Genomic DNA, 18,351 nt, shown 5'->3' with positions numbered 1-18,351 from the left:
CATCTTTATATTTCATTCTTCACGTAAAGGTCTCTTCTGTTCATCATGTGTAAAACCTTCACCGAGAACGTCATGGACATCACTAACAGCAACGAACGCGTAAGGGTCGACGCTCCCCACTAAGTTTTTTAAGCGCATCAATTCACCACGGCTAACCACGCAATATAACACCTCTCGGTCGTTTCCTGTGTAACCTCCACGGCCTTTTAATAACGTTGCGCCACGATCCATTTCCTTGGTAATCTTGGCTGAAATCTCTGGTGCAGCATCTGATACAATCATGATCGCTTTAGCGGCGTAGGCGCCCTCCAACATAAAGTCGATGACACGTGCACCGACAAATACAGCAATGATGGTATACATCGCTAGCTTATGGTCGAGATAGATAAGAGAAACGGTTATAACGGTCACATCAAAGGCGAACATTGTCTTTCCGATACTCCATCCGAAGTACTTTAGGGCAAGACGGGCGATGATGTCAACCCCACCCGTAGTGCCCCCGTAGCGAAAGACGAGCCCCAGACCGATACCGCCAGATACACCAGCGTACAGCGCCGCTAAGAGTAGGTCTTCCCCTAAGAATAACTGTAAGTCCCTGAAGACCCACAAGAAGACAGAAACGGCAACGATCCCAATGATGGTATAGATAAAGACGTTCCGGCCGAGCACTTTCCACCCGATTAATAACAACGGGACGTTTAAAACAAAGTTGGTGATGGCCGGATCAAAATGAAATAAGTATTTTAATACCAAGGTGATACCCGTAAAGCCGCCATCAACTAAACGGTTTGCAATGTTAAAATAATTGATACCGAAGGCGAATATCGCACTTCCAAGGATAATCATAAGCACATTTTTAAATTTGATTTTCATCATTCGACCTCCGAGCAAAAGCAAGATGATAGCGTCCGTTCCTGAGTAGTGGTAAAATTTATACTAACAGAACCATTTATAAATGTATACCAGTCGTTTCATCTTGGTCAAACCCTTCATATATTGTAGTGAACCTTTATGGGGGTGGACCAACTGATGGGAATTGAGAATAAGTATGTACATGAGGCATACACGGCTATTTTTCAGCAAGATTATAAGCGTGCGATTGAATGTTTTCAAAGGGCCATCCATTGTAATCCAAAAAATCATTCGTTATATTATAAATTATCGATCACTTATGCTCGTAATCAGCAAGTAGACCAAGCGATTGATGCGATTAACAAAGCGATTAAATTGTTTGATACATGCGAAACGTATCAGTTACAATATATCAATCTGCACATTCAGAAGCATGTGCAAGTAGCAAAAGAAAAATTAGCTCAGGGGACTGTGTCAGAAAGAGATTTGACCGATTTATACAATATTCTAGATATGGACCCTGCTAACCTCGATTTACGTTGGGGCATTGCTTCGATACACATGTTTTTGAATCAAGTGGACCAAGCAGAGAGACAAATAAAGAAACTTCTTGAATTAGACCCTAAATACCCGAAAGCAAAAGAATACTTTATTAATAGGAGTGAAAATAATAACAATGTCCATTAAAGTAGTCGTAGCAGGCGCAAAAGGAAAAATGGGATCTGAAGCTGTCAAGATGATTCACCAAGACGAGAACCTAGCATTTGTGGCTGGGGTGGATTCTAAATTATCAGGCGGTGACGTTGGAGAAACGATTGGTATTGGCCCAATCGGTGCGCCATTTTATCATGATTTGGAGCAGGCACTGTCTGAGAATGAGGTAGACGTACTCGTTGATCTTACGACGCCGGCCGTTGTGAAAGAGCATATGATCACTGCGATCCAACTCGGTGTTCGCCCTGTGGTGGGGACCACAGGGTTGTCTCCCGAGGATATTGAAGAGCTGGACAAGCTTAGTAAGGAGCGAAACGTTGGGGCCATTATCGCACCTAACTTTGCCATCGGCGCCATTTTGATGATGAAATTTGCCCAACAAGCGGCTAAGTACATGTCAGACGTTGAAATTATTGAAATGCATCATGACCAAAAGCTGGACGCCCCTTCGGGAACAGCGATAAAAACAGCAGAATTAATCGGTGAAGTAAGAGAGGAACACAAACAGGGTCACCCAGAGGAAAAAGAAGAACTGGACGGAGCACGCGGCGCGTTCTATCAAGGATTTCCCATACATAGTGTCCGTCTTCCTGGCCTCGTCGCTCACCAGCAAGTCATGTTCGGTGGAGAGGGACAGAGCCTAACCATTCGCCATGATTCTATAAATCGTACCTCCTTCATGCCGGGTGTCCAATTAGCCATCAACAAAGTGATGACATTACATGGCCTTGTCTATGGATTAGATAAAATTATGGATTAAGATAAGGAGCGCTCAATATGAATATTGCTTTAATCGCACATGATAAGAAAAAAGAGGACATGATTCAGTTTACGATTGCGTATGAGCCCATTCTTAACGACCATCAGCTGTTTGCGACAGGAACGACGGGTAAAAGGATCATGGAAAACACAGACTTAGATGTCAACCGGTTAATGTCTGGCCCTCTAGGGGGAGATCAGCAAATTGGTTCCCTGATTGCTGAAAATAAGATGGATGTGGTGCTCTTTTTCCGTGATCCGTTAACGGCCCAGCCTCATGAACCTGACATTATAGCATTACTGCGTTTGTGTGATGTTTATGGGGTCCCTCTAGCCACCAATATGGCCACTGCTGAGGTATTAGTCAAATCTCTAGAGCAGGGGGACATCGATTTTAGACGTGTGGTGAATCGCTCAGAGTAACGAATGGCTCAATTGAAAATTAGCTTAATGACAAATGAGAGGGGAGAGGGTTAGATGTCTACTTTAGACCTCCTATGTTTTGGTGCGCACCCTGACGATGTTGAAATTGGTATGAGTGGGAGCATTGCGAAACATACAAGCCAAGGGTTTCGTGTGGGTATTTGCGACCTTACATTAGCTGAACTGTCCTCAAATGGAACCGTCACAGAGCGGCAACATGAAGCACAACAAGCCGCACAGATATTGGGCGTCCAAGAGAGAATCAACCTCAAATTTTCGGACCGAGGTTTACATATGAACCAAGAAGATATCATCGGCACGATTGCGCAAGTCATACGACAGTATAAGCCCACTTATGTTTATGTACCGTATGAGGAGGATCGTCACCCCGATCATGGAGAAGCGGCTAGACGCGTAAAAGAGGCCGTTTTTAATGCGGGGATTCGCCGCTACCAATACGGAGATGAGAAGGACGAGGCTCATAAAGTGAAACAAGTTTTTAAATATATCATTAACGGCACGGTTAAGCCGGACGTACTGATAGACATATCTTCTCACGTGAATCAAAAGAGAGCGTCTCTTATGGCTTATCAAACACAGTTCTCACCACAAGAAGGTCAGGTTGAAACCCGTTTAAATACAGGGTTTATTGATGTGGTCCTAGGACGCGATCAATGGTTTGGCAAGATGAAAAATGTGGCCTATGCGGAAGGATTTATGGTCGAAGAACCTCTACTATTACCATCGTTTGAATGAGAAAAGGAGCACTAGTCATGAAGCATGACCAAGCACAGCAACGTCAATTAAAAGTAGGAATCACTTGCTATCCCACTCTTGGGGGATCTGGTGTCATAGCAACGGAACTCGGTAAGTTACTCCTAGAGCATGGGCATGAGGTGCACTTTATAACCTCAAGTATGCCGTTCAGATTAGGGGAGTATCATCCCAACCTCTTTTTTCATGAGGTGGATGTGAATCATTATTCCGTGTTCAAGTATCCACCATACGACCTCACCTTAGCGAACAGAATGGCGCAGGTGGCCAATCGAGAAAAACTGGATATATTACACGTGCATTATGCGATACCGCATGCCATATGCGCTTATTTAGCGAAACAGATGATTCACCATCCGATCAAGGTTGTAACAACTTTACACGGAACAGATATTACGGTGTTGGGCTATGATGAATCGTTGAAGGAAATGATTCGCTTTGGCATAGAACAATCGGATGCCGTGACTGCGGTTTCAGGCAGTCTAGTGGAGCAAACCAAAACGTTATTAAATATAGATAGGCATATCCATAAAGTATATAACTTTGTGGACAAGAGGGTGTACTATAAGCGGGCCTCCAAGCGCTTCAGAAATAAATATGCCCCACACGACGAAAAGCTCATCGTTCATATGTCAAATTTCAGACCCGTAAAAAGAACACTAGATGTTGTCAAGGTGTTCAAACAGATTGTGGAGCAGATTCCGTCAAAAATGGTGTTTATAGGTGAAGGTCCAGACTTCCCAAAAGTCATGCAATGGGTACAAGACAATGGTCTACAGGAAAAGGTCATCTTTCTTGGAAAACAAGAGGATGCCTCAGAGATTCTGTCACAAATGGATGTCATGCTCCTACCTTCAGAGCAGGAAAGCTTTGGGTTAGTCGCATTGGAAGCCATGGCTTGTGGGATCCCAGTTGTGGCCTCAAATGCAGGGGGGCTACCAGAGGTTGTTGACCATGGTACTTCAGGTTTTGTACACCCGATCGGTGATGTTGAACAAATGGCATCGTCAGCTATGTCATTACTGAAAAATCCGGACTTGTACCAAACATTCTCTGACGAATGTGTGAGACGGGCAAACGAAACGTTTTGCGCTAAACGCATGTTACGTATTTATGAAGATTTGTACTACCAATTGGTAGCTGAAGAAGAAAGCACTGATTAAGTACGGTTCGTGTTACTGCGTTTTTTGGCGTACATGAGCCTCGAGATGAACACTAACATGCCGATGAGCACTCTCACGTTGTCTCCTCCTTTCCGGTGTTCATATTATATGCCAAAAGGGTTTTCTTATGTGCATGGGTGGATAGACACGGTTGCGTTTGAAGAAGAAGAGAGGGATGTTTATGCCAAGCTCTGCACCATTATTTAACGTTGGAGGTAAGATACTCCAAACGATCAAAGACAATGGGTATGAAGCTTTTTTCGTTGGTGGCTGTGTTCGAGATTTTTTACTACAACGTAAGATCAACGACATTGATATATGCACATCCGCCCCTCCGGAATTAGTGATGACCTTGTTTTCACGTACGATTCCTACAGGCTTACAGCATGGTACCGTGACCGTCCTGTTAGAGGAAGAGATGTTCGAAGTGACGACTTATCGGACAGAATCGGGATATCAAGACCACCGCAGACCTGATGCTGTGCGCTTTGTTTCCGATCTACGTGAGGATCTTCTGCGGAGGGATTTTACTATAAACGCTATGGCCATGGATGAGCAATACAACATCATGGATTATTTTCAGGGCCAAGAGGATCTCTCTAACTGTGTTATTCGTGCTGTCGGTAACCCACTTCAACGGTTTGAAGAGGATGCTTTACGCATATTACGAGCGGTCAGATTTAGCTGTCAGCTCGGGTTTGATATAGAAGAGCAAACGTTACTCGCGATGCAGGGGACAGTTCAAGGTTTACAGTATGTCTCCTTTGAGCGTAAGGTCAATGAGTGGATGAAATGCTTCCGCTCGCCCCACGTTACGAAGGGGTTGAGCTATCTACAAGACTTACGTGTATTTGAAGACATCGCACCTTTTTCAACGTTTGAAACGGGCTATCAACAGCTTTTTCACTATCCTCTAACGGATCTTGATGAAACGGAGCGGTGGTTACTGCTCTTTCGGTTAACACCACAACCTAAGCCCATCATTTTGGATTTTCTGAAAAAGAGCAATATGGACAAGCACACCAAGCAGATCTTAACAACGGAATATGAATTGGCCTGTGATCAGCCGGGCTTACAAGATGTGAACCACATACCTCATAAAGCGTTGCTTGAGCTAGGTGTGCCTGCCATTGTCCGTTTGTTAAAATTAAATCAATTACTTGAATTAGGGGAGTGGGACCACCGTCTTGGGGACCGTGTCAAGCATCGGCATAAAGCGCTTCCTATACATAGAAAAAAGGATTTGGCGATTGATGGTCATGACGTTGTACAAGCCATTAATAAACCTGCCGGGCCTTGGATACAGTGCATGTTGGAAGATGCACTAGAAAAAGTGTTAAACAGGGTTTTGCCTAACGAAAAAGATGCTTTACTTGACGAGATTAAACGTCAACTGCGAACAGAAAAGAGGGATGCACATGAATGAGAGCCGTAGAAAACTAGTGTCAATTTTACAGGAGCGAAAAGGCACGTTTGTGTCTGGAGAGGAGCTGAGTCATCAGCTAGAGATATCGAGAACAGCCATTTGGAAACATATCGAAGAGCTTCGTAAAGATGGATATCACATTCAAGCTGTAAGAAAGCAAGGCTATCAGCTTTTACAAACGCCAACTTCGCTCACAGCCTCTAACCTTGTGCCTTATCTTAAGACAGAAACAATGGGGCATCACTTGTATCACTATGACGAGGTGACTTCAACGCAACTAGTGGCTCATGAAAAAGCACGTGAAGGCGCCCCTTCAGGAACTGTTGTATTAGCCGAACACCAAACGCAGGGCAAAGGGCGCTTGAACCGTAAATGGCACTCCCCCGCCCAAAGCGGGGTATGGATGAGCGTGATCCTGAGGCTGGATATCCCTCTTTCTTCTGTGTCACAGGTGACGTTACTTTCTTCAGTAGCCGTACTGAAGGGGATTAAAAATACGACAGGTAAGGAATGTCAGATTAAGTGGCCAAACGATCTTCTCCTACAAGGAAAAAAGCTAGCAGGCATATTGACTGAGTTGAACGCAGAGACGGATCGCTTAAACTACGTCATTGTCGGGGTTGGAATGAACGTGAATCAATCCGCGTCTGACTTTCCAGAAGAGCTACAGCATATTGCCACCTCGCTTAAGGTCGATACTGGAGAAGAGATTAACCGTAAGTCTCTGGTACTCAACATACTGAAAGAGTGGGAAGTTTTACTTGATCTTTATATGGCGCATGGTTTCTCTCCTATTAAAACGTTATGGGAGACGTATACGAGTACAATAGGCAAGCAAATCACCGCTCGCACCAGGGAAGGTCAAGTGGCGGGTATCGCTCGTGGCATCAATGAAGACGGTGTTTTATTACTTGAGGATGCGAGTGGGATGATCCATCGAATTTATTCAGCAGATATAGAGACACCACCCTGTGAGGTCTGATATAATATGAAGCATAAAGGCGGTATCCATGTTTGGAACTGTACTTGAACATCTGATGCTTGACATGATGCTGACTGCATCTAAAAAACTTTTACATTGCAAGTCATCATTTCATCAAGTCATGATTTGCACTTGCGAACAGTGATTCTGCCTTGAACCAAACTTTGGACAGGGACAGAGGGATCGTGAGGACATATTGCGAGACGTATGTCTAAAGGCGCCTTCTGCCATCATTCAGCAGGAGGTTTTTTTATGCGACCCCTCCAGTTAAAAGGAGGTTAAATGGATGAAAAAAGTAACGACGAAAGTGTTAGAAGACATGAAACGTAATGGTGAGCCGATTTCAATGATCACGGCTTACGATTATCCTACTTCTAAATTAGTGGATGAAGCAGGCATTGACGTAATTCTCGTGGGCGATTCCTTAGGCATGGTGGTTTTAGGATACGAGTCTACTATTCCGGTCACCATTAATGACATGCTTCATCATACGAAAGCGGTTTCAAGAGGAAATGATCGGGCGTTGCTCGTCACGGACTTGCCGTTTTTGACCTATCATGGATCGTTTGACAGAACGCTTGACGCTTGTCAAAGACTGATGCAAGAAGGCGGGGCCACCGCCGTGAAATTGGAAGGTGGAGCTGAACATCAAGAGACGATTCGTCGGCTTGTCTCTGCTGGCGTACCTGTGATGGGGCATTTAGGCCTGACGCCTCAGTCCGTGAATCAGTTAGGCGGTTATAAGGTTCAAGGCAAGGACACGCAAACCGCAGCAAAAATGATTGAAGATGCCTTAGCCTTACAAGAAGCAGGCGTGTTCGCACTCGTGTTGGAGTGTGTACCGGCTGACTTAGCGGAAAAACTATCAGCCCAATTGACGATTCCAACGATAGGGATTGGTGCAGGCCTACATTGTGACGGTCAAGTCCTCGTGTTTCACGATATTGTACAGTACCAAAGCAGCGTGAACCCAAAATTTGTTAAACAATACGCACAGGTCGGGAATCAAATCCAAGACGCTGTGTCTGAATATATTCAAGAAGTCAAAACGAGACAGTTTCCCACAAGCGAGCACTCTTTTTCAATTAATAAAGATGTGATCACGCAGTTATATGGTGGAAAAGGAGCAAATGAACAGTGACACAAGTCATTTATACGATAGAAGAATGGCGAACGAAATATGAAGAAATCAAGCAATTGAAGGGGAGCAGGATTGGATTTGTTCCTACCATGGGCTACCTGCACGACGGTCATCTTAGTTTAGCATGTGAAGCTAAGCAAAACGCTGATGTGGTCGTCATGAGTATTTTTATTAATCCGTTGCAATTTGGACCCGAAGAGGACTACGAGCAGTATCCCCGTGACTTAGAGCGTGATGTTGAGCAAGCAGATCGGGTGGGTGTGGACTATATTTTTGCACCTTCTGTAGAGGAGATGTATCCCACTAAACCCAAAACGACAGTGAAGATTCAAGAGATCACAGAACGATTATGCGGGGCTTCTAGACCTGGACATTTTGATGGTGTGGGTACCGTTGTTTCTAAGCTTTTTCATATTATCCAACCGGATACGGCTTACTTTGGGCAAAAAGACGCCCAACAAGTGGCGGTCATCCAACAAATGGTCCAGGATCTCAATTTTCCAGTACACATCGTCACATGTCCCACATTTCGAGAGGACGACGGCTTGGCTATGAGTTCAAGAAACGTGTACTTAAAAGAAAAAGACAGACAAGAAGCGGTTGTGCTATTTGAAGCGCTTCAACGGGTTAAGACATTGATGCTCGAGGGAGAACGAGACGTTAAAACTTTATTAGATGAGGCACAGGACGTGGTAAGTCAGGCACCATCCGCCGATATAGATTATATTCATATTTATCGCTATCCGAGCCTCGAAGATATCTCTTATATTGACACGGATGTGATTGTGGCACTTGCCGTTCGTATAGGGGGAACACGACTCATTGACAACATGATTGTGGAGGTCGTAGGAAAGGAGGTTTCTTTTCGTGTTTAGACACATGATGAAAGCAAAGCTACACAAAGCAACTGTGACAGAAGCGAATCTGAACTATGTCGGTAGTATTACCATTGATCAAGACCTATTAGACCAGGTGGATATTTTGCCCCAGGAAAAAGTGCAGGTTGTCAACAATAATAATGGTGCACGCCTGGAAACGTACGTCATTCCTGGCGAAAGGGGATCAGGTGTGATATGTCTCAATGGCGCTGCAGCAAGACTGGTTCAACCTGGTGACACGGTAATTGTTATTTCCTATGCGATGGTAGAGGAAAAAGAATTGAATCAGTTCCGTTCAAAAGTCGCCATCATGGATAAAGATAATCGGATTGCACAATTAATGAATCAAGAAGTTCATGGCACCATACCCACCGTTTAAGGTCAACCTTCATATGAGTACGTTTTAAAGTCAACGTTTCATGCGTTGGCTTTTTTTCATGATTTTATCCTTTTGGGTAAACAATACTAACAGGATAAATATGAGTGAAGAGGGTGTCTTCATGAGTGTGCAACAAGTATTCGACCAGTTAAATCAAAAGCTTTCAGAACTGAAGAAACAAACGAATCAAGGGATTATCAGTGAAGATGAACGACAACAAGAGTTAGAAGCACTTAAGAAAACCAGTGAAGAAATTGTAGAAGAGTGGTTGAAGTTTGAGGAAAAGCTAGGACAGTACTTAGACCTAATACAGTCAGGGGATGAGAAACAAGGACAGTCATCATCGATGAGTCCTAAACCCGCAATAGATGTCGAGGAAGCTAAGCACGCCTATCAATCCTTTTATTTACCGAAAGATACATTGACCGAAACGAATGATTCTGCAGAGTGGACAAAAGGTAAAGCACTATATGACCTCTTAATGTTTGAACATGCAGTCCCGTACTTAGAAAAAACGGTGCAGACCCAACCAGATTTTGAGATGGCTAAGCTGTACTTAGGGCATGCTTATTTGGCTATAAATGAAACGTCTAAAGCAAAGTATTATCTTCAGTTTCTTGTAGATACAACGTCAAAAGTCGAGCTCTATCATCTGGCTGTACACGCCTTAGCCTGTCTTGAAGGGAGTCAAGAAAATTATGAGAAAGCACTCCGCTATTTTGAGAAAATGCAAGTTAATCAATTAAAACCGGAGTGGATTTACGTCTACTTCCATAATTATGGTACGACACTTTATCAGCTAGGCAAATATGACGACTGTATTGATCTTTATACCAAAGGATATCAAACGTTTCAACACGACTGGAAAATGCCGTACATGTTAGGAAAGGTTTATATGAAAAAGGGAGATCAAGAAGCAGGGATCGCCTATTGGTTTGAAGCTTTGCAAGTGGAAGAACATCCGTCTCTGCTGAAGGATATGGCTGCATACTTTGAAGAAAAAGCGCTACATCAAATGGCAGCTCAATGTTATGATCGGTTATTGAAGTATAAAGCACACCTGCAAGATCGAGAAGCATGGTTCGGATTAGCTTGGAATTACGGTTTATCTCAACAACAAGATAAGAGCCGAGAAACCTTTATAAAAGCCCTTAGCTTATTCCCAGACTATATAGAACTTCAGATCTCTTATACGTGGATGTTGTTGTTCTGGAAAGAATGGGAGGCAGCCCATCGTAACATCGACCGTTTGGTGCAGGTCAAACCAGGGCATCCCCTCGTTCAGTCTTTAAAAAGCCTAGCCGATGGGGATCTTGAGGAAGCATTACAAACAGTTTCAGACGGTGTCCTACAATCACACTAGTGATTTTTTATTGAAATTCCTGTATTGTAGTGCATATGAGGTGAAGGTACATTGGAATTTCTATTGCAGCAAAAATACGTCGTAATTGATTTTGAAACTACAGGGAATCGCGTTCAGGAAGGGGACCAAGTCATTCAGGTCGGTATGGTAACCATTGAAGAAGGGCGGATGACCGATCAATTTTCATCCTTTATCCGTCCCACCATCCCGATTCCTCCTTTTATTAAAAAATTAACAGGCATCTCCTATGACGATGTGCAGTCAGCACCGACCTTAGAGGAAGTGTTACCTGACATTCTCAAGAGATTAGACCAAGCTATACTTGTGGCACACAACGTGCATTTCGACTTATCCGTCCTGCAGCATATCTTAGACGCAAACGGATACTTAAAGTTCGAGGGTGGCATTATCGATACCGTAGAGCTGTCTCGGATCCTGTTACCCAAGCAAGAAGGTTATAAACTATCACAATTATCAACGCAACTTGATATGGCCCACGAGGCTCCACACCAAGCTGACAGCGATGCATTAGCAACAGCTCAGCTCTTTTTATCATTATGCGAGAAGATGTGGGCGCTACCACTCGTTACTGTACAGAGAATGGTGCCTCTTTCTCAAACGCTACATTCAGATATTGGGTCCTTACTACGTCACATTGAAAGTGAAAGATTAACGCGTCTTAACGCTCAGGATGACGCTTACGATATACATAGGCAAATCGCATTGAGACCCATAGCGGACGAACAGACACTTGAAGAAGAGCCGATACCAGACCTTGATGCCACGAGTTTCGATCTTCTAGTGGGTCCTAAAGTGCCAGGGTATCGACCTAGAGAAGGGCAATTAAGATTATATGAAGATATTTATGACTGCTTTCGGGAAGGGAAGCACGGATTGTTTGAAGCAGGTACGGGTACAGGAAAAACCTTGAGTTACCTTGGGGCCAGTATTTTGCAAGCGAAAAAAACGGATCAAAAAGTGATCGTCAGCACCCACACGATTCCATTACAGGAGCAGATCATGCACAAGGAACTGCCTGTCTTACAAAAAGCGTTGCCCTTTTCATTTAAAGCAACCGTGATGAAGGGCAAGCACCATTATTTATGTTTGAATAAATTCGAGCAGGCGTTGTTGTATCCGGTTGAAAAAAATTACGACCATGACCTGACTAAAATGCAGCTGCTAGTATGGTTGACTGAAACGGAAACGGGTGATGTTGAAGAATTAAATCTGTCATCTGGGGGCAAGGATTTTTGGGAATCAGTCAAAAGTGAAGGTCACAATTGTTTTCAAAAAGATTGCCCGTGGTATAAGCGATGTTTCTATTACAAGGCGAGAGAACGGGCGCAGCAAGCAGACTTAGTTATCACAAACCATGCCTTGCTGCTGACAGACCAGGTGTATGGTCAGGGCTTGCCCGCTTACCGATATGCACTTATTGACGAGGCCCACCATTTTCATCATGTGGCCACAGAGCAGTTCGGTCAAAGGATCGCTTATGCGAACATTCACAGTATTTTTCAACGTTTGGCGGCTCAGGAGAAGAAAAGCTTAAGCGACCAATTATATGACATATTTCAGCTTTTGCTTGACGGAAGCACCCTATCTAAACAGTTGGATGACATCCTGTTTACACTTCATGAACTCAAAGAGCACATTGATTACTTTTTTGATCAGCTCCAGCATTTTGTCTCGTACAAAGGTAAAGTCACGCAAGATCATCACCAGAAAGTCGTACGTATCCAACACCAAAATGAAGAAGGAGAAGCTTGGGTCCAGATCCTTCAGCAGATCACCCAGTGTGTCGACATCTTGGATAAAGCCCTGCAAGGGCATGCCCGTATGGTAAATACGTTGGAAAAACAAGATATGACACACCAACAGAAACAAATCGTGAGAACGTGGCAATCCACTACAGAACAACTTGAGCATGACATCAGACAGGTCTATGCTTTTTTCTTAGAGGCAACGCCAACAGAAGAGGTCCATTGGGTACAGTATGATCGCCATGGCAATCGTTATTTTTTAGAATGTCATGTGCGTCCGTTGCATGTTGATCAAGTGCTTTGGGAGCTGTTTTTTTCTAAGAAACAAAGCGTTGTACTCACGTCCGCCACATTACAAGTCAATCAGTCCTTCGACTACATGATACATCAGCTCGGACTGCAACACGAGGTGTGTGATACGGCTGTCATCCCATCACCATTTTCATACCGAGATCAAGTAAACCTCGTGGTGCCCAATGACATTCGTAAACATGTGTACGGTGAGGAAAAGGCATTTGCACAAGATCTCGCTCAATCCTTAATTGAGATGGCTAGTGTCAGTAAGGGGAGAATGCTCGTCCTATTTACATCCTATCGCTTGTTACAGTTAACACACCGACTGACCAAAGAGCCCTTACAGGATTTGGGGATTTTTCTTTACGCTCAAGGTGTCGATTCAGGCAGTCGTACGAAACTAACGAAGAACTTCCAGAGAGAGCAACAAGCCGTATTGTTTGGGACGTATAGTTTCTGGGAGGGCATCGACATTCCAGGGGAGGATCTTTCATGTTTGGTTATTGTGAAGCTGCCATTCACCCCCCCAGGCTCGCCTTATGAGGAAGCAAAAGGTGAACAACTTAAAGCAGACGGGTATAGTCCGTTTAAAGATTTAGCATTACCTCAGGCCGTTCTGCGTTTCAAACAGGGGTTTGGCCGGTTAATCCGTAAAGAGACAGATGAAGGAGTCGTGGTGGTCTTTGACCGTCGATTGATCGAGACCCATTATGGGCGTGCCTTTACACGGAGCTTGCCCGATATTGATCTGAAAGTGGTATCTAAGGACAGTATCGCTACTGAAATTTTACAACGATTGGGATGAGTGTCATGAGGTTAAAGGCGTTGAAAGTCATCATGTCTATATGCTTAGTGCTATTCATTGGGGCTTTTACAGCGGGACAAATCGATCACGTACGTGACAACCCATATATTCCCAACAATGTGCAAAAAATCCCGAAGGACGGGACGCAGGTCCACTTTATTCAGCTTACCAATGGTGAAGCAACCTTAGTACAGCTCGAAGATAAACGAACAATACTGATTGATACAGGCAGTGCGTCCTCTAAGCGCCAACTGTTTAAGTATATAGAAAAACAGGATATATTCACTGTAGATGAACTCATTATCACCAATGATTCAGACGAACACGCTGGGAATTTAAAAGAGGTGATAGAGCGGTATCAGATTGATCACGTCTATTATCCCTACGCACTCGAGTCTTTTACCAATACGTTTGACTGGGCTGAGCATACTGAGCATCATCCGTTAACTCGAGATGATAAAGTAACCTGGAATGAACATACAAGCATGCACGTCTTGCATCCTAGTGAACAATTGTCCGGGGCCCCTCAGGACAACTCCTTGGTTTTTCAACTCGAAGTAGGGACAACGCATCTATTATTTACCAGCGACGTATCTGAGGCGGTGGAACTGGAGCTGGTCGAACAATTTGACCTGCACTCACAAATATTGAAGGTAAGTGATTTTGGCAGTAATCAATCGTCACACGCCGATTTTATAGCGGAGGTTGATCCTCATATTGCCGTTATTTTTCATCGGCCAAAGTTCTACCTGCATCAAGACGTTGTTGAGCGTCTTGAAGAATCATGGATGGACGTCTATCCCTTAAAAAAACACGGACATTTACTAGTCGTGACTTACCGAGATGATTACAAAGTATATATCCTTGAGGATGAGTAAAGGACTTTCCACATATGACAGAAAGGGGTAAAATGTTGATATAAATAAATAAACGTAAAAGGGTGGACGATACATGAAAACATTATTTAAAAATGGTGTGATCATCACCGCGAATGAGACTCATGACTGGTATGAGAACGGCTATATGGTTATCGAGGACCAGAACATTATCGACATTGGTGAAAAGACACCGCTGAGTGAAGACCACTATGATGACGTCATCGACCTACAAGGCAATTGGGTCATGCCAGGGTGGGTTAATACACATGGGCATGCTGCCATGTCAATCCTTAGAGGCTACGCGGATGACCTCCCCCTACAAGAATGGTTAGAACAGAAAATGTGGCCATTAGAAGGGCAATTCACGTCTGAAACGGTTCGCTGGGGGACGGGACTCGCCATCGTCGAGATGCTAAAGTCTGGCACGACCTGTTTTGTCGATATGTATGACCATATGGATACAGTAGCAGAGATGGTAGAAAGTGCAGGCATACGCGGTGTACTCACAAGAGGTATGATCGGACTAGGATCTGAGCAAGAGCGCACCGCTAAACTTGAGGAAGCATCATCTTTCGCTAAACGCTGGCATCACCAGGCAAACGGACGCATCACAACCATGATGTCACCTCATGCGCCTTACACCTGCCCGCCAGACTTCATTAGCCGTATAGTTGACAAGGCCACTGAATTAGACCTGCCTATTCATATCCATATGTCAGAAACGGAAAAAGAAGTGGAACAAAACGTCCAAGACTACGGTAAAAGACCGGTGGCTCATTTAGAAGATATTGGTGTCTTTGAACGCCCCACACTGGTGGCTCATGCCGTTCATCTTGAGAAAGAGGAAATCGAGACGCTCAGTCGTTATGACGTAAAAATATCCCATAATCCTGCCAGCAATCTCAAATTAGGCTCAGGTGTCGCGCGGGCACAGACTTTATTGGATAAAGGACTTAAATTGTCCATGGGTACGGACAGTGCAGCGTCTAATAATAATTTAGACATGTTCCAAGAGGCGCGCCTAGCTGCCCTCATTCACAAGGGTGTTCAACGTGATCCTACGGCCATTCCCGCTCATACGGCGTTACAGATGGGCACAAAATGGGGAGCTGAAGCCGTTTTTAATGACAGCATAGGGTCTTTAGAGTCAGGAATGGAAGCTGACTTTATCGTGATTAACGCTCAACAGGCTCATTTACAACCTGCTCATGAACCTGTCTCGCATATTGTCTACGCGGCCGGTGGGCATGATGTGAAGGACGTTTATGTTCAGGGGAATCGTGTGGTCAAGGATGGTCAATGTGTGTATCTTGATGAAGAAAAAATCATAAGTGAAGCTAACCGTGTCTTTGCCCTCTTAGAGAAAAAATAATCCAACTTTTTAGTGAAAAAGCGGATGGATAAGAAAAACAACCTGCATGAGTAAACACATACAGGTTGAGGAGCGGTAGGCAGGGGATTTAGATCAATTTGTGGGAAAGAAGATGTGCAGGTACTCACACTCCCTTTTTTCATCCTTATAGACTGGGGAATGTGGTCCAAACCATAAATGCGTTGAGCGAAAATCTAACCAATATTCCGGTTGGTCAAGTGGTGACACTTGACGTTGCTCTTCTTTCCAGTGCATCATAAACCCCCCTTTACGAGCGGTAAACATAGTATAAGCGTAAAGGCCAGGCGCTATGTCTAACATTTTTTTCAGGACATAGAGGATTAAGGCATGTAACCATTGTCCCTCCGATATATATAAGTAAGGAGGGATTGCACAATGAACACATACGTCAAAGTCATCCTGTCAGTGGTCTGTACAACCATGATTATACTTGCCTTTAGTGGTTGCAAACAACAAACATCAGAGCAAGAGCACGAGGCCTACGAAGACTTATACGAGCAATGGTCCGCAGTGTTTGAGGACTTGAGTTATATTGCGGATGAGCATGCAGCCCTGCAACAGCTTGTGGTGCAGTTAGATCAACACTGGAATGAAGATCAAGAGCAAACAAAGACGTTCGAAACAACTTATGGTGTTGAGGGGACTAACATTCAGTTAACGGGCGCCTATGTTAACCCAGACAAGTGGGAAATGTCAGGTAAAATAAATGAAGAAGATACGTTCGAAGTCGAGCGTGTATCGGACGGGGTCATGTTAAAATACGATGAACACACCGAATCATTGGATGAGTCCGTATTTACATTTACACTCCCCTCTGAACATATCCGTTTATTGAACGATATGATTACGGAGCAAGGATATGACCGCGCAGAGTGGCAATTAACTGAGAACGGTTGGGCCGTACATATCATTGGGACATTGGCATTACTTGAAGAGGAAATTGCGCCCTATTTCTCATCTCATTTACAAGGAAAAAATCAAGCGTTTGCTTCCGCACAGTTAAAGGATTATGATATTATATATGTTCTACAGATAACAGAACAGGTTAATGAACTCGATTTAGCGTCATTGACATTTGGATTACAAAAAAACGGCGAAGCACTAGAAGAGGTGACATTCACTTTTTAATATGAAAAAATGGGTTATTATTTTAGGTTTATGTATGCTTTTTGTTTTATGGCAGGCCGTACAGCTTTATGTCACAGTTCAGAAAGATAAAAACGAATCACTTGTCTCAGCAGAACAATGGGTCCAGGAGCATGAATCTGACTTAACCGTGATCGACACACATCGGTTCCACGGGAGCCAAAGCTATAACGTTCTCACGGTTGAAAAGAAAGATGGAGAAAAGGAATACGTATTCTTGAATGAAGATGTTGAGGTTCATCGCATCTCCTTCAATGATATTCGGGATTCAGAAGATGTGATGGCCCTTGCTGAGGTAGAACGTGGTTTATCAGAAATTTTACGTGTTTCGCCCGCTTACAGACATACTTTCTTATGGGAGATTGTGGCCTATAACACAGACGGTCAACTGCAGTATATTTACTACACGATGCAAGATGGAGAGTATCAGAACAGTTATACCCTTTCTAATTAATTGTGACTCATTCAGCATGCTAACTATTGTGAACGGATGAACACGCACCTTCTGCGTGTTCTTTTGTTTATTTTATATGATCCACATACCTTTTGAGATATATACTGGAAACCTCTTCTAAAGCCAGAAGTATGGATGGTATGATATACTATCGATATACATGACATTATTTTTAACCTGGATACGAATGTTGTGATAATGGTTTATAGATAGAGGGTGATTAAGAAGTGCAAAACTGGAATAAAAAATCAGTCTTACTGTCCATGCTGGTCACCACTTTCATCCTTTTTGGTGGTTTTTACTTATATCAGTTTTACGGAATGGAAAAACCGCTAATGGATTGGGCTGATGAAAAAGAAGGGGTTACCATCCAGAATGTTGACCAAGGCGGAGAGCAAGTGGTTGTCACAGTGCAGTTTGAAGATAGACCAGATTTCGGGCACGTTTATCTCGATTTACAGTCATATCTTCAGCAACAACACCCAGGTAAGGGAGTCGAAGTTAAGGTTGATGTCACTCAGAGCAACCAACATCCTTGGTGGTTAACGCACTCACCTTCTTTTATTGAAGCGATACAACACCAAAGGTATACAGAGTTACAGGACACCATTAAGCAAGGATTATCTGCAGGTGATTATCATGAGGCAGATTTAAATATGAACGAAGCGTTTATTTTTCTATATTTTGAGCTACACGATGGCGAAGAAGTTTATATCGCTTATCCACTAACCGAAATGGGCAATGAAGGCAGGTGATTAAAT

The 18,351-nt window shown here is 43.7% G+C and carries 19 protein-coding genes; 17 read left to right on the top strand and 2 right to left on the bottom strand.

From position 1 onward, the window contains the following. Positions 1-12: 12 nt before the first annotated feature. Complete coding sequence (locus JKM87_RS08855; protein ID WP_202079979.1) at positions 13-873, bottom strand: YitT family protein; 861 nt, start codon at positions 871-873, stop codon at positions 13-15. 156 nt (positions 874-1,029) lie between these two features. On the opposite strand from JKM87_RS08855, the gene JKM87_RS08850 reads away from it, so the two are divergent. From JKM87_RS08850 to JKM87_RS08785, 14 genes are all read left to right on the top strand, one after another. After that, on the top strand, positions 1,030-1,539 hold the full coding sequence (locus JKM87_RS08850) for a tetratricopeptide repeat protein (RefSeq protein ID WP_202079978.1): 510 nt from the start codon (positions 1,030-1,032) through the stop codon (positions 1,537-1,539). Continuing rightward, on the top strand, positions 1,529-2,326 hold the full coding sequence (gene dapB / locus JKM87_RS08845) for a 4-hydroxy-tetrahydrodipicolinate reductase (RefSeq protein ID WP_202079977.1): 798 nt from the start codon (positions 1,529-1,531) through the stop codon (positions 2,324-2,326). Before JKM87_RS08850 ends, dapB begins: the two co-directional genes overlap by 11 nt. A 17-nt stretch (positions 2,327-2,343) precedes the next feature. Then, positions 2,344-2,748, top strand: a complete 405-nt coding sequence (gene mgsA, locus JKM87_RS08840; RefSeq protein ID WP_202079976.1) for a methylglyoxal synthase — start codon at positions 2,344-2,346, stop codon at positions 2,746-2,748. 54 nt (positions 2,749-2,802) lie between these two features. Further along, the gene (gene bshB1, locus JKM87_RS08835; protein ID WP_202079975.1) at positions 2,803-3,504 is read left to right on the top strand and encodes a bacillithiol biosynthesis deacetylase BshB1; all 702 of its coding nucleotides are present in this window, start codon (positions 2,803-2,805) and stop codon (positions 3,502-3,504) included. A gap of 17 nt (positions 3,505-3,521) precedes the next feature. Further along, on the top strand, positions 3,522-4,685 hold the full coding sequence (bshA, locus tag JKM87_RS08830) for an N-acetyl-alpha-D-glucosaminyl L-malate synthase BshA (RefSeq protein ID WP_202079974.1): 1,164 nt from the start codon (positions 3,522-3,524) through the stop codon (positions 4,683-4,685). Positions 4,686-4,836: 151 nt separating this feature from the next. Continuing rightward, positions 4,837-6,111 carry a CCA tRNA nucleotidyltransferase gene (locus JKM87_RS08825; protein ID WP_202079973.1) on the top strand — a complete coding sequence of 425 codons (1,275 nt, stop codon included), beginning with the start codon at positions 4,837-4,839 and terminating at the stop codon, positions 6,109-6,111. After that, the gene (locus JKM87_RS08820) at positions 6,104-7,093 is read left to right on the top strand and encodes a biotin--[acetyl-CoA-carboxylase] ligase (protein ID WP_202079972.1); all 990 of its coding nucleotides are present in this window, start codon (positions 6,104-6,106) and stop codon (positions 7,091-7,093) included. Before JKM87_RS08825 ends, JKM87_RS08820 begins: the two co-directional genes overlap by 8 nt. A 286-nt stretch (positions 7,094-7,379) precedes the next feature. Continuing rightward, positions 7,380-8,234, top strand: a complete 855-nt coding sequence (gene panB, locus JKM87_RS08815; protein WP_202079971.1) for a 3-methyl-2-oxobutanoate hydroxymethyltransferase — start codon at positions 7,380-7,382, stop codon at positions 8,232-8,234. Continuing rightward, entirely contained in the window at positions 8,231-9,109 is an 879-nt protein-coding gene (gene panC / locus JKM87_RS08810) for a pantoate--beta-alanine ligase (protein WP_202079970.1), read from the top strand. The genes panB and panC overlap by 4 nt, the downstream gene beginning before the upstream one ends. Beyond that, positions 9,102-9,491, top strand: coding sequence for an aspartate 1-decarboxylase (gene panD / locus JKM87_RS08805; protein WP_202079969.1), 390 nt, complete (start codon positions 9,102-9,104; stop codon positions 9,489-9,491). Before panC ends, panD begins: the two co-directional genes overlap by 8 nt. A 121-nt stretch (positions 9,492-9,612) precedes the next feature. Beyond that, positions 9,613-10,854, top strand: coding sequence for a tetratricopeptide repeat protein (locus JKM87_RS08800; protein ID WP_202079968.1), 1,242 nt, complete (start codon positions 9,613-9,615; stop codon positions 10,852-10,854). A 51-nt stretch (positions 10,855-10,905) separates the two neighbouring features. Continuing rightward, positions 10,906-13,719: an ATP-dependent DNA helicase DinG gene (dinG, locus tag JKM87_RS08795; RefSeq protein ID WP_202079967.1), complete on the top strand. Its 2,814-nt coding sequence runs from the start codon at positions 10,906-10,908 to the stop codon at positions 13,717-13,719. Positions 13,720-13,751: 32 nt separating this feature from the next. Further along, complete coding sequence (locus JKM87_RS08790) at positions 13,752-14,597, top strand: ComEC/Rec2 family competence protein (protein WP_202079966.1); 846 nt, start codon at positions 13,752-13,754, stop codon at positions 14,595-14,597. 73 nt (positions 14,598-14,670) lie between these two features. Continuing rightward, positions 14,671-15,969 (top strand): amidohydrolase, encoded by a 1,299-nt coding sequence (locus JKM87_RS08785; protein ID WP_202079965.1) that lies wholly within the window; start codon positions 14,671-14,673, stop codon positions 15,967-15,969. 93 nt (positions 15,970-16,062) lie between these two features. Here JKM87_RS08785 and JKM87_RS08780 read toward each other — a convergent pair whose 3' ends face one another. After that, the gene (locus JKM87_RS08780) at positions 16,063-16,224 is read right to left on the bottom strand and encodes a hypothetical protein (RefSeq protein ID WP_202079964.1); all 162 of its coding nucleotides are present in this window, start codon (positions 16,222-16,224) and stop codon (positions 16,063-16,065) included. 141 nt (positions 16,225-16,365) lie between these two features. On the opposite strand from JKM87_RS08780, the gene JKM87_RS08775 reads away from it, so the two are divergent. The 3 genes from JKM87_RS08775 (at position 16,366) to JKM87_RS08765 (ending at position 18,345) form a co-directional block, all read left to right on the top strand. Beyond that, positions 16,366-17,118 carry a hypothetical protein gene (locus JKM87_RS08775; RefSeq protein ID WP_202079963.1) on the top strand — a complete coding sequence of 251 codons (753 nt, stop codon included), beginning with the start codon at positions 16,366-16,368 and terminating at the stop codon, positions 17,116-17,118. A 1-nt stretch (position 17,119) separates the two neighbouring features. After that, positions 17,120-17,590, top strand: a complete 471-nt coding sequence (locus JKM87_RS08770; RefSeq protein ID WP_202079962.1) for a hypothetical protein — start codon at positions 17,120-17,122, stop codon at positions 17,588-17,590. Between the two features lie 227 nt (positions 17,591-17,817). Beyond that, positions 17,818-18,345, top strand: coding sequence for a hypothetical protein (locus tag JKM87_RS08765; RefSeq protein ID WP_202079961.1), 528 nt, complete (start codon positions 17,818-17,820; stop codon positions 18,343-18,345). Positions 18,346-18,351 lie beyond the last annotated feature (6 nt).

The sequence above is a fragment of the Caldalkalibacillus salinus genome, assembly GCF_016745835.1.
Taxonomy (GTDB): domain Bacteria; phylum Bacillota; class Bacilli; order Caldalkalibacillales; family JCM-10596; genus Caldalkalibacillus_A; species Caldalkalibacillus_A salinus.
Note: the sequence above shows the minus strand (reverse complement) of the source record. Positions and strands in the feature narration are given on the sequence as shown.